Genomic DNA, 12,478 nt, shown 5'->3' with positions numbered 1-12,478 from the left:
GATGCGGGGCGACGGATACTTTATTAGATCGGTTGCACCTGCGGTACGGGTTGCTGTCCTACAAAATGCCGCCGGACTGTATAGTTCACCGACAAGTCGCAATCACCGTGAAGAGTGAGGCTCAACATGCAGCGCCGGCATTTCCTGAATTCTTCGCTGTTCGCCGCCGCCATATCCATCCCGGGTTTCCGCGCCGCCTATGCGGTCGTCGGCAGCGGCACCGTCGCGGACATCCCGGCCATCACCGGTGACGGCCGCGAGATCACGCTGCGCGGGATCGATATTCGCGACCTCGCCGCCCGCCTGCGCGGGCAGTTGCTGATCGCCGGCGACAGCGGGTACGACAAGGCCCGCCAGATCCTGAACCCCTCATTCGACAAACATCCCGCCCTGATCGCGCAACCCAGCGGGGCCGCGGACGTGCAGGCGGCAGTCGCCTTCGCGCGCGCCAACAACCTGCTGGTCGCGGTGAAATGCGGCGGGCACAGCGCCTCCGGCCAGTCGACCTGTGAGCGCGGCATGATGATCGACCTGTCGGCCTTCCGCGGCGTGCGCGTGGATCCGCGGGCGCGGCGCGCCTTCGTGGACGGCGGCACGTTGTTAGGAGAGGTCGATCACGAAGGCGCTGCGCACGGGCTCGTGACGCCGCTCGGCACGGTATCGCACACGGGAGTGGGCGGCCTCACGCTCGGCGGGGGATTCGGTCGCCTCGCGCGGCGGTTCGGCATGGCGATCGACAATGTCGAATCGGTGGACGTCGTCACCGCCGACGGCACACTGCGGCACGCCAGCGCCAGTGAGAATCCGGACCTCTTCTGGGCGGTGCGCGGCGGCGGTGGCAACTTCGGCGTCGTGACGAATTTCGAATTCAGGCTGCACCCGATGCAGCGCGAAGTCGTCGCGGGCACGCTCAGTTTTCCCATCGCGCGCGCGAAGGACGTGCTTGGCATGTACGCAGACCACGTCGCGACTGCGCCCGACGAACTCTACATGGACCCGGCCATGGTCCTGCCGCCGGGCGGCGCCCCGGGCGTCATCGAAGTCGAGGTCTGTTACAGCGGCCCGCAGGACAAAGCCGAGGCCGCGCTGGCACCGCTGCGCAAGCTGGGCAAGCCGGAGCGCGACACCATCAAGGTGAACGACTATCTACATGTCCAGCGCTGGAACGACACCGGCGACTCGCGCGCGATTGCCTCCTACCTCAAGGGCGGCTTCATCACGCAGATGCCCGGCAAACTGGTCTCGGCCATCATCGACAATTTCCCGGGCCATGCCAACCGGACCACCGTGTTGTTCTTCCAGCATTGTGGTGGCGCGGCGTCGCGGCAGGACGAAAGCGCGACTGCGTTTGCGCATCGGGATTCCGTCGCCAACATGATGACTGTGGTGGCGTGGCGGCAGGGCGCTGAAGACACCGCCGCGCACATGCAGGCGGCGCGCAAGTATTGGGCGACTCTCGAGCCGTTCACGCGCGGCTTCTACATCAACGACCTGGCGCGCGAAGTCACCTCGAAAGACATCAATGAAAACTTCCGCGGCAACTATTCGCGGCTCGTGGCGATCAAGCAGACTTACGACCCGACCAACCTGTTCCGACTGAACGCCAACGTTCAGCCGCCGGCGCAGTAACAGAGTTACCGGCCGGCGGCTTTTACGCCGGTCATTTCACGTCGTATCGATCTAGGTTCATCACCTTGCTCCAGGCGGCGACGAAGTCGGTCACGAATTGTTTGTTTGCATCCGAACTCGCGTACACCTCGGCCAGCGCGCGCAGCTGCGAGTTCGAACCGAACACGAGGTCCACACGGGTGCCAGTCCACTCGACTTTGCCGGTCGCGGCATTCTTCGCCTCGAAGAGATCCTTCTCCTCCGACGTAGCCTTCCACGAAGTGCGCATGTCGAGCAGATTCACGAAGAAGTCATTGGTCAGCGTTCCACTGCGCTTCGTGAACACGCCGTGTTTCGAGCCGCCGAAGTTCGCGCCCAGCACGCGCAATCCACCCACCAGCACCGTCAGCTGCGGCGCGGTCAGCGTCAGCAGTTGCGCCTTGTCCAGCAGCAACGCCTCGGCCGGAATGGAAAAATTTCCCTTCAGATAGTTGCGGAATCCGTCGGCGACCGGCTCGAGCGCCGCGAAGGAATCGACGTCGGTCTGTTCCTGTGAGGCATCGTTGCGGCCGGGTGTGAACGCGATCTTCACCTTGAAGCCGGCCTTTTTCGCCGCCTGCTCGATCGCCGCGTCACCACCGAGCACGATCAGATCCGCCAGCGAGACTTTGCGGCCACCCTTCGCCTTTTTGTTGAAAGCGGCCTGGATGCCTTCGAGTTCCTTGAGCACTTTCGCGAGCTGGGCGGGTTGATTGACCTCCCAATCCTTCATCGGCGCGAGGCGGATGCGGGCACCATTGGCGCCGCCGCGTTTGTCCGAACCGCGGAACGTGGACGCCGAAGCCCAGGCCGTCGACACCAGCTCGGATACGGACAACTTCGAGGCGAGAATCTTCGCCTTGAGGTAGCTGACTTCCTTGTCGCCGATTAGTTTGTGAGTGACCTTCGGAATCGGGTCCTGCCAGATCAGTTCTTCCTTCGGCACTTCGGGCCCGAGGTAACGCACGCGCGGTCCCATGTCGCGGTGCGTGAGCTTGAACCAGGCGCGCGCGAACGCGTCGGCGAACTGTTCCGGATGCTCGTGGAAGCGGCGCGAGATTTTTTCGTAGGCCGGATCGAAACGCAGTGCGAGATCGGTGGTCAGCATGTTGGGCGCGATGCGCTTCGATTTGTCATGCGCATTCGGCACCGTGCCCTCGCCGGCCCCGTTCTTCGGCTTCCACTGATGCGCGCCGGCCGGGCTCTTGGTGAGTTCCCACTCGAACTCGAACAGGTGCTTGAAGAAATCGTTGCTGAACTTCGTCGGCGTGCGTGTCCACGTGACCTCGAGGCCGCTCGTGATCGCATCGCCGGCAATGCCGGTGCCGTATTTGCTGCTCCAGCCGAGGCCTTGTGCTTCCAGATCGGCGGCCTCGGGATCCGAGCCGACGTGCGCGGCATCACCCGCGCCATGGGTCTTGCCGAAGCTGTGGCCGCCGGCGATCAGCGCGACGGTTTCTTCGTCGTTCATCGCCATGCGGGAGAACGTCTCGCGGATGTCGCGCGCCGCGGCCACGGGGTCCGGCTTGCCGTCGGGGCCTTCCGGGTTCACGTAGATGAGGCCCATCTGCACGGCAGCCAGCGGGTTCGCGAGATCGCGTTCGCCCGAGTACCGCTTGTCGGCGCCTAACCACTTGGATTCGGCACCCCAGTAGACGTCGTGATCGGGTTCCCAGACATCCTTGCGGCCGCCACCGAAGCCGAAGGTCTTGAAGCCCATCGACTCGAGCGCGACATTGCCGGTCAGGATCATGAGATCGGCCCAGGAGATCCGGCGGCCGTACTTCTGTTTGACCGGCCACAACAGACGGCGCGCCTTGTCGAGACTGGCGTTGTCGGGCCAGCTGTTGAGCGGCGCGAAGCGCTGCTGTCCGCGCCCACCGCCGCCGCGTCCGTCGCCCACGCGATAGGTGCCGGCGCTGTGCCAGGCCATACGGATGAAGAGCGGTCCGTAGTGTCCGAAGTCCGCGGGCCACCAGGGTTTGGAATCCGTCATGGCCTTCAGCAGGTCTTTCTTGAGTGCCTTGAAGTCGAGGCTCTTGAATTCCTTCGCGTAGTCGAAGTCCTCACCCATCGGGTCGGATTTCGAGGAATGCTGGTGCAGCAGTTCGAGCGGCAGCTGATTCGGCCACCAGTCGCGATTCGACGTGCCTCTGCCTGAATGATTGAACGGACACTTAGCTTCGGTAGCCATATTCACGTCTCCCCTGTTTGCGGCGATTGGCCGGCACTGTAGCCCCCTCTTCTGACTCCAAGAAGTCGGTTGTTCCGATCATTTCCATAGACACCATCAATCGCTTGCGCAGCGATCGGCTTGCCGGCCATTTGCCAACCATCCGTCCGCATCATTCAGATGCCCGGTAAACGTCGACTACGGCATTCGCGAACTCGAGCGGGGCTTCCTGCGGCAGATTGTGGCCGATGCCCCCGGTGATCTGTCGATGCTCATACGGTCCGGTGAACCGCTTCGCATAAGCCCCGGGATCCGGATGCGGCGCCCCATTCGCGTCGCCTTCGAGCGTGATGGCCGGCACACCAATACCAGGAAGCGTCGCCAGCTTCGTCTCCACCGCGTCGTATCGCGATTCGCCGGCTGCAAGCCCGAGGCGCCATCGATAGTTGTGGATCGTAATGGCGACATGGTCGGCATTGTCGAACGCGGCCGCGGACCGTTCGAAGGTCGCATCGTCGAAATTCCATTTCGGCGAAGCGAGTGCCCAGATCAATCGAGCGAAATCGCGCGTGTACTTCCGGTAGCCCGCCTCGCCCCGTGCCGTGGCGAAATAGTATTGGTACCACCACTGCCGCTCCGCCTCCGGCGGCAGCGGCGCCCGGTTCACCTCCTGGCTCCCGATCAGGTAACCGCTCACCGATACGAGTGCCTTGCAGCGCTGTGGCCACAATGCAGCCAGGATGTTCGCAGTGCGCGCGCCCCAATCGCATCCGGCCACGATCGCGCTGTCGATTCGCAGCGCATCCAGCAATGCGATGGCGTCCTCCGCGAGCGCCGCCTGCTGGCCATTGCGCGGTGTGTCCGCGGACAGGAAGTGTGTCCCACCATAGCCGCGCAGATACGGAACGATGACTCGAAATCCTGCGGCGGCGAGGATCGGAGCGACATCGACGTAGGTGTGGATGTCGTAGGGCCAGCCGTGCAGCAGCAGCACCGGCGTTCCGTTCGCGGGACCCGCTTCCGCATACGACACGTCGAGCACACCCGCTTCGATGCGCTGCTGCGATGCGAACGATGTACTGCCCGTGCGCCTGACACGCGGGGCGACGTTCGATGGAGTTTCGGCGGAGCGAGCGACAGCAGCCTGCGCAAGTGCCACGCCAGCGGCCGTTGCGCTGATCAGCTCGCGCCTGCGCAGATTGATCGGATCGTTCATACATCGACTCCTCGCGAAAAAACGAGTGAAGCACGTGCGCATGTGCGAGTCAGCTGTACAAAGGTGTCAGTGCGCGGCGCGCATGGCGATATTTCTGCAGAACGACATAAAAGTATCGATTGATACCTTGGCGTCATCGTTTCAATGCGTCACCCCTGCTGACATGAGATTCCGAGAAGCGGACTTGAGCATCTACACCCCGAGCTCATCCACTTCGAGGAACTCAACGAGGTCGATCCCCCGGTCCCCGCGTTGATGGTGCGGCGGACGGCGTCACTCCCTCCCGGGGCGTCGTCCGCCATTTTTTTCAACGATTTCGTTTCAAAAATCAGGAGAACCAGATGACGACCGAAAGCAAGGGAACCGCATTGATCACCGGTGCCTCTTCCGGTATCGGCGCGGTATATGCCGACCGGTTGGCCCGGCGCGGCTACGACCTCATCCTGGTCGCCCGCAACCGCGAGCGGCTCGAGAGGCTCGCCGCACGCATCGAATGGGAAACGGAGGTGATGGTCGGAATATTGCCGGCAGATCTTTCGGAACCCTCCGATCTGCACCGCGTCGAGAATGCGTTCGGCCTCGACTCGAGCATCTCACTGCTCGTGAACAACGCGGGCATCGGGATGTACGCATCCACACTCGATTCCGATATCGAAAAGATGCAGCAGATGATCACACTCAACGTCACGGCCCTCACGCGGCTGACGTATGCCGCGGCCGCCCGCTTCGTCGATCGCGGCGCCGGTGCCATCATCAACATCAGCTCCGCGGTCGCAATCGCGCCCGAGTTGTTGAACGGGGTCTATGGCGGCACCAAGGCGTTCGTGCTGGCGTTCAGCCAGGCGCTTCACCAGGAGCTCGCCCATACGGGTGTTCGTGTCCAGGTGGTGCTGCCCGGCGCGGTCGCGACCGGGTTCTGGAACAACGCGGGCAAGTCGGTCGACCAGCTTCCCCCACAGATCGTCATGTCGAGCGAGGATCTCGTGGATGCTGCGCTTGCCGGATTCGATCTCGGCGAGTTCGCGACCATTCCCTCGCTACCCGACGCCCGTGAATGGGAGGCTTACGAATCCGCGCGCCTCGCGTTCCGGCCCAACCTTTCGCTGGCCCGACCCGCGTCGCGCTACATTTCTGCGGCCCCGCCTTCGTGGACCTGGAGGACGCCGACATGATTCACCCCTTCGGATGAACTGCCTCACACCCGCTGGTGCGTCCAGGTTTTATGAGCCGCTTTTCGCCGATCACGGAGTTCGGCTTCCGAGATCGCCCTGCTGCTGCGTGAGTCCGTGGTCACATGCGCCTGCGCGATCGTGTTGGCGCCGGAACCAAGCATCTTCTCGATTACATCCCCGGCGACCGGCTTGCTGAAAAGAAAACCCTGCATCTGATCGCATCTGAGCAGGCGCAGAAATTTTCGCTGCTCCTCGGTCTCCACGCCTTCCGCGATCACGTCGAGGTTCAAGCCGTGCGCCAGCACGATGATGGCGGACACGATGGCGAGATCGTTCGGGCTCTCGGTGACCATGCTGACGAACGACCGATCGATCTTGAGCGCATCGATGGGCAGACAGGCGAGATAACGAAGCGATGAGTAACCCGTGCCGAAGTCATCGATGGCCACTCGCACTCCGAGCTCGCGCACGCTGTGCAATTTCTGAATGCACATGGCGAGGTCCTCCATCAGAACGCCTTCGGTGACTTCGATGTCTATTCCGGCGTGACCCACTTCTCCCATACGCAGCGCCTTCTCCAGCTCCGCGATGAAATTCTTCTGCTTCAACTGGTGAGGCGAGACATTGACCGCGATGCGCAGCGGCGCGAGGCCCTGGCGAGTCCAGCGGCAGAAATCGTCAGCGGCCTGCCTGAGCACCCAACTGCCGACGTCGAGGATCATCCCCGATTCTTCCAACAGGGGGATGAAGACCGAGGGCGCGACGATGCCGCGCTGAGGATGCTTCCAGCGGATCAATGCTTCCACGCCGACGATGCGGCCGTCGCGGGAATTGACCTTGGGCTGGTAGTGCAGAACGAACTGCTGGTCGTCCAAGGCACGCCGCAGATCTTTTGCATCCCGCTCGCGTTGCCGCTTGCCCAGAACGGAATCGACTGCCGGCGCTGCCGGATGACAGGTAACGCCGACCGAATGGTTAGATGCCTTGCGTGCCACGCGACAATGTGAACCTATGACGCAACTGGTGCAGGACGTATGTCATGGAATCCGACCAGTAACCAGGGAGTTTGCCGAAACAAGTTAGAAATGCGGGTTTGGCAACAGGGCGTCTGCGCGATCCCGCGAATCGCGCCTAAGGGCTGCACATCTCGTTGCCGGACCTCGCGTGCCCCTCTTCCTCACGGCCGGACAATGAAACCGCCGCGTTTGTCGAACCCCGGAGATCCGATCGAGAACAGCTCCAGCACCGAATCGAAGACGTCCGATTGTTGATACACCGACCGTTTGGCGATGGACACCGGCACCGACGACTTCACGATCAAGGGAATACCGGCTTGTTCAGGCGGCAGCGCCATGCCCGGCGGCATGCCATGGAACATCACGCCGTTCTCGAGCAGGGATTCACCGTGATCCGATAGATAGATGAAGACGTACGGCACGCCCGATGCATCCAGCGTTCGAATGGCCTGCGCCACCACGTGGTCCACGTAGAGAATGGTGTTGTCGTACGAGTTGTACAGCTGCTCGATCGAGCACTGGTTCGCGACGTCGGCATCCTTACACCCCGGTTCGAACCGCAGGAACTCGGGCGGATGACGATCCGCGTAGGCGGGCCCGTGACTGCCGCCGCCGAAATGCAACACGACGAAGCGGAAACCCGACGAGTAGTTTGCCAGGTCCACCTTCAGCAACGGAAGGACGTCCTCGTCATAACACTTGCCGCCGTGACCGCAGTCGTGGACTTTCGTTTCGCCCACCGCCGCGCAGTTGTCGTACAACGTGTAGTTCACGTAGCAGCTCGTCGGGATACCTGCCTTCGACACGACGGTTGTGAGCTTGAGGCCGTTCTTCTCCAGGATTTTCGGCAACGCGTACAGTGTGGAGGCGCGCGTCGCAACGGCGTCGAGCAGATGCAGTCCGTCTATCTTCCGCAGTTCGGGATTGGTATCGCGGCGTTGGTAGCCGAACAAGCTGAAATTCTTTCGCCGCGATGACTCGCCCACCGCGAGAACGACCACGAGATTGCCAGGCGTGGTGACCCTGGCGACGAAGTCGATATCCTTCTGTGCCTTCGTGAAGTGCGGTTTCAGCGCTCGAGTCGTCGCGTTGATCGAGCCGGAGATGACGTTGATCGGCACCAGCATGTACACGATGTATTTGTTGGACACGTTTCCCGCGCGAAAGATCGCGTTGTACTCCGCGCCGAGCGCCACCAGCAGCAGACACAGCGCGACGGCGAACACCTTGAAAGAGCCCCACAAGTATCGACCCGAAGCCTCGAACGTAATGTCGACCGCGAGGATGAGTGCGACCGGTGCGACCATCCCGAACAGGACGTATGGAATCATCTGCACCGACAGCAGCTGCGCGACCTCCGTGTGATCGGTGTGCACCGCATTGCGGATCATGGAGCTGTCGATGGCCACGCCGTACTTCGCAATGAAGTAAGTCGCCGCCGCGCTCGCGACCGTGAGCAACACCGCCACGGGCTTGATCGTGAAGCGATGCGCCAACAGCGTGAAGACCATGACGAACAGGCACAGGCCCGCGAGCAGGTAGGCGAGCAGTGCCGGGAGATCGAGCGCGCCTCCGGCGCGGAACCAGTGTGCCAGCCGATCGAGATTCGCCGCGTTGCAGACGATGTAGAGCGCCAGCGAATACGCGACGACGAAGCGGGTATGTGACAAGCGCAATCGCGGCATCAAAGGCATGCCGCAACTATAGCCCGCATTGTCAGCGGCCAATATCGACGCGCTCCTGTGCGGAACAGCGATCCACTTTTTTCACGCGCCAACGCGATTGATTGTCCGGCGGCACCCCGTCCAACTCCCAGCGACATGTCACGACGACCGGGTGCCCGCTCCTTCGCGGGAATCGCACGTGCGGATGTCGAAAGCCGTTCGGGAGGCGGCCGACGACATGTCTTATTTCAAATTGAGGCGCAGCCGCGTCATCCTCGGCTCGTTCCTGCTGTTCAGCGCGATCATGGTGGCGTTTCCAAGCATCGATCTTTCGATCTCGGGGTTTTTTTTCGACGGCCGGTCATTTCCGCGGGGCCGCTGGTGGCAAGACCTGCAGCAAACCGGACTCACGCTTTTCTTGTGTTTGTCGGTCTCCGCCGTACTCGCGCTGTACGTGTGGAATCGCGCGCGTGCGCAGAAGCTCGGAGGAATCGATGGCCGCCGTGTGCTGTACCTGCTGCTGGTCCTCGGCATCGGACCCGGTCTCATCGTCAATACGACACTCAAGGACAATTTCGGACGTGCACGTCCGCGCAACGTCACGGAATTCGGAGGAACGAAGGAGTTCACGGCGCCGTTCGTCGTCAGCCGTGAATGCAACACCAATTGCTCGTTTTCATCCGGCGATGCGGCCGGTGGATTCTTCGCGCTGGCCCTGGCGCTGGCGCTCAGCCGCCGGCGCTCGGTGTTCGTGGCGGGGCTGGCCTTTGGCACGTTGATTTCGTTGTCGCGAATTGCGAGCGGCGCTCACTTCTTCTCGGATACCGTGGTCTCTTTCTTCGTCATGCTGAGCCTGGCGGACGTCTTGTATCACTACGTGGTGCTGAGCCAGGTTGAACGCACCGAACAGCCCGTGGTGGCGGTTCGGGCTCAAACCTGATCGACGCGGCGTTCTCGGCCACTGCAGAGCGTCTGAATTCCTTCGCCCGGCTGAATCACCGTTTCGGCAGCACGAACGGTTTGTGCGCATACATGAGCATGGCATCGATGTCCGCGATCGGTGCCGGCCGGCAGTGCAGATATCCTTGCGACTGGTCGCATCCCAGCTGTTCGAGCAACCCGAATTGCTCGACGGTCTCGACACCTTCGGCAACCGTGGTCATGCCCAGCGTACGGCCGAGCGCCACGATGGTTTCAACGATGGTCCTTCCCTCGTTGAGAGCGGCCATTTCGTTGATGAACGTGCGGTCGATCTTGAGCAGATCGATGGGAAGCTTCGCGAGACGGCTCAACGATGAGTAGCCCGTGCCGAAATCATCGATTGCCACACGCACACCTTTCTGGCGAAGCGATCTCAGTTTGGAAACGACCGTACCCACGTCATCGAGCAGTGCACCTTCGGTGATTTCGATGTCGATACCCCACTGCTCGTCAGGCCATTCGCCGATCGATTCGAGAAACTGGTCCACAAACGAACGCCGCCGCAGTTGTACCGGCGATATGTTGACCGCCACACGCACCGGCGGGAATCCATTTTCCTTCCAGTGCCGCACATCCCCCGCCGCGCGGCGCTGAATCCACTCGCCGAGCGTGACGATCATTCCGCTCGACTCCAGCAACGGTAGGAATTCGGCCGGGCTGACCAGCCCGGCGTCGGGGTCGCGCCAACGCACCAGCGCTTCCAGGCCGCGAATCATCCGCGTCCGGATATCCACCTTGGGTTGATAAAAAAGATCGAACTCCTGGCGTTCGATCGCGCCGCGCAATCTATGTTCCATCGCGAGCCGCGAGACACCCTTTGAGCTCAGTTCGAGCCGGTGGTGCATGTATTGCTCGCCGGAAGCCTTCGCCGCCTGGAGTGCGGCTTCGGCGTTCTGCACCAGTGTGTTGGCGTCCGCGCCGTTGGCGGGGTAACTCGCGATGCCAAGTTTTACAGCCACTGGAATGCTGTGGCCTTCGACAGTGAACGGCGCGCGCAGCAACTCCGACAAGTGCTGCTGAACCCAGTGCGTCGCTTCCGCCTCCCGGTCTTCGGGTTGCAAGGTCAGCGCGAAAGTGCCGCCGCCAAAATGAGCGAGACGATCGGTGTTCTCAAAATAACGCTTGGCGCGATCGGCGACCATCTGCAGCAGCTGATCGCCGCCATGCCGGCCGAACGAATCGTTGATGGAGCTCAGCTTCTCGATATCGAACACCACCACCGTCGTATTGCCGCTGTGATCGACGCCCGGTTGCAGCAGGCGCATCACGCGCTCGCAGTAGAGCGCGCGCTTGGCAAGCCCGGTGAGCGGATCGAAGTAGGAAAGAAACCGGACTTCGTCCTCTTTGTGCAAATACTGGAGGGCGAAAGAAAGATTCGCGCACAGCTCGCGCAACAGCTGCGTTTCTTCCGCGCTTACGGCGACTGCGTCGTGCGAAGTGAGGACGAAAACACCGATCGCGGTTCCATCGACGATCAGCGGGATACCGATCGCGCACCGGAAGTCCGCTTCGAGCAGCGCGGAACGTGCTTCGCGCGGAACGTCGTCTATCGCGAGATCGTTGAGTACCACCGGCGCGCCGGAACGCAGCGCTCCAGAGACCACACTCGGCCCCGCCGAGCCCGCATCGCCGAGGTCATAGACTTCACTTTCTAGATAGCCCTGGTCGACGCTTCCAGACCACGCCTCCGGTTTCGCCGTACGTGTCCCCGGCACGATCAGAGACACGACGGCGGTGACATATCCACCAATGACGGTTGCGAGGCGGCAGGCCTCGGCCAGCAATTCGTGGCGCTCATTGATGCGCAGTACGCTGGAGTTGATGCCACTCAGCATTCGCAAGACGCGAGTCAGCCTGGCTATATGCGCCTCTTGCTGCCGTCGTTGCGTGACGTCGCGTTCCGTGCCGCGCAAGCCGGCGATCGTGCCCCGCGAATCGAATAGTGCGAATGCATTGCGTTCGAGAAAGCGAAAGCTGCCGTCCTTGTGGCGCCATCGCGCCGACAGGTTGTTGATCGAAGGATCGTTCGGGACGAGAGCCCGGGTCGCTCGCTCCAGTGCATCGACGTCGTCCGGATGAACGAACTTCGCGGCAGGCTCACCGAGCAGCGATTCGGGGGTGTAACCGAGGATATGGCGCACCGAAGCGCTGCAAAATGTAAACCGCCCTTCGCGGTCCTGTTCCCAGATCCAGTCCTGCGAGGTGGCGACGATTTCGTGCAAGCGCCGCTCGAGCACGCGCCGCGAGCGCTTCGCGGCGGCGTCGGCCAACGCGCGCCGTACCGCAGGCGCGAGCCGTGCCATGTTGGTCTTGAGCACGTAATCGACGGCGCCACGTTGCAACGCTTCGATGGCGCGCTCTTCGCCGATGGTTCCGGAAAGAAAGATGAACGGGACGTGCGGCGCCATGGCGCGCGCGATCTCGAGCGCGGACAAACCGTCGAACTCCGGCAACGTGAAGTCGGACAGGATCAAATCCGGCCGGCTCCGTGTCAGCACAACTCGAAAGCTGGGCTCCGTGTCGACACGCTCCCATTTGCATTTGATGCCGGCGGCCTCGAGTTGGCGGACGGCGATTTCCGCCTCGAGGGGCCTGTCTTCCACTATCAG

General features: G+C 62.2%; 8 protein-coding genes. 3 read left to right on the top strand and 5 right to left on the bottom strand.

Annotation, left to right across the window (positions count from 1 at the left end; genetic code table 11):
* Positions 1-126: 126 nt before the first annotated feature.
* Positions 127-1,629 (top strand): FAD-binding oxidoreductase, encoded by a 1,503-nt coding sequence (locus WDO72_16560; protein ID MEJ0087285.1) that lies wholly within the window; start codon positions 127-129, stop codon positions 1,627-1,629.
* A gap of 31 nt (positions 1,630-1,660) precedes the next feature.
* Here WDO72_16560 and katG read toward each other — a convergent pair whose 3' ends face one another.
* Positions 1,661-3,841 (bottom strand): catalase/peroxidase HPI, encoded by a 2,181-nt coding sequence (katG, locus tag WDO72_16555; protein MEJ0087284.1) that lies wholly within the window; start codon positions 3,839-3,841, stop codon positions 1,661-1,663.
* Between the two features lie 151 nt (positions 3,842-3,992).
* Positions 3,993-5,036 (bottom strand): alpha/beta hydrolase, encoded by a 1,044-nt coding sequence (locus WDO72_16550; GenBank protein MEJ0087283.1) that lies wholly within the window; start codon positions 5,034-5,036, stop codon positions 3,993-3,995.
* Between the two features lie 341 nt (positions 5,037-5,377).
* On the opposite strand from WDO72_16550, the gene WDO72_16545 reads away from it, so the two are divergent.
* Positions 5,378-6,208, top strand: a complete 831-nt coding sequence (locus tag WDO72_16545) for an SDR family oxidoreductase (GenBank protein MEJ0087282.1) — start codon at positions 5,378-5,380, stop codon at positions 6,206-6,208.
* A gap of 23 nt (positions 6,209-6,231) precedes the next feature.
* Here WDO72_16545 and WDO72_16540 read toward each other — a convergent pair whose 3' ends face one another.
* Positions 6,232-7,203, bottom strand: a complete 972-nt coding sequence (locus WDO72_16540) for an EAL domain-containing protein (GenBank protein MEJ0087281.1) — start codon at positions 7,201-7,203, stop codon at positions 6,232-6,234.
* Between the two features lie 182 nt (positions 7,204-7,385).
* Positions 7,386-8,894: a phosphoethanolamine transferase domain-containing protein gene (locus WDO72_16535; GenBank protein ID MEJ0087280.1), complete on the bottom strand. Its 1,509-nt coding sequence runs from the start codon at positions 8,892-8,894 to the stop codon at positions 7,386-7,388.
* A 232-nt stretch (positions 8,895-9,126) separates the two neighbouring features.
* On the opposite strand from WDO72_16535, the gene WDO72_16530 reads away from it, so the two are divergent.
* Complete coding sequence (locus WDO72_16530; GenBank protein ID MEJ0087279.1) at positions 9,127-9,828, top strand: phosphatase PAP2 family protein; 702 nt, start codon at positions 9,127-9,129, stop codon at positions 9,826-9,828.
* Between the two features lie 55 nt (positions 9,829-9,883).
* On the opposite strand, the gene WDO72_16525 is transcribed toward WDO72_16530, so the two are convergent.
* The gene (locus tag WDO72_16525) at positions 9,884-12,472 is read right to left on the bottom strand and encodes an EAL domain-containing protein (protein ID MEJ0087278.1); all 2,589 of its coding nucleotides are present in this window, start codon (positions 12,470-12,472) and stop codon (positions 9,884-9,886) included.
* Positions 12,473-12,478: the final 6 nt, after the last annotated feature.

The sequence above is a fragment of the Pseudomonadota bacterium genome (genome assembly GCA_037200975.1).
Taxonomy (GTDB): Bacteria; Pseudomonadota; Gammaproteobacteria; order Steroidobacterales; family Steroidobacteraceae; genus CADEED01.
Note: the sequence above shows the minus strand (reverse complement) of the source record. Positions and strands in the feature narration are given on the sequence as shown.

Excerpts from the sequence above, each read along its gene's own strand:
- WDO72_16560 (MEJ0087285.1), top strand. The coding sequence starts at position 127 with ATGCAGCGCCGGCATTTCCTGAATTCTTCGCTGTTCGCCGCCGCCATA.
- WDO72_16530 (MEJ0087279.1), top strand. The coding sequence starts at position 9,127 with ATGTCTTATTTCAAATTGAGGCGCAGCCGCGTCATCCTCGGCTCGTTC.
- WDO72_16550 (MEJ0087283.1), bottom strand. The coding sequence starts at position 5,036 with ATGAACGATCCGATCAATCTGCGCAGGCGCGAGCTGATCAGCGCAACG.
- WDO72_16545 (MEJ0087282.1), top strand. The coding sequence starts at position 5,378 with ATGACGACCGAAAGCAAGGGAACCGCATTGATCACCGGTGCCTCTTCC.
- katG (MEJ0087284.1), bottom strand. The coding sequence starts at position 3,841 with ATGGCTACCGAAGCTAAGTGTCCGTTCAATCATTCAGGCAGAGGCACG.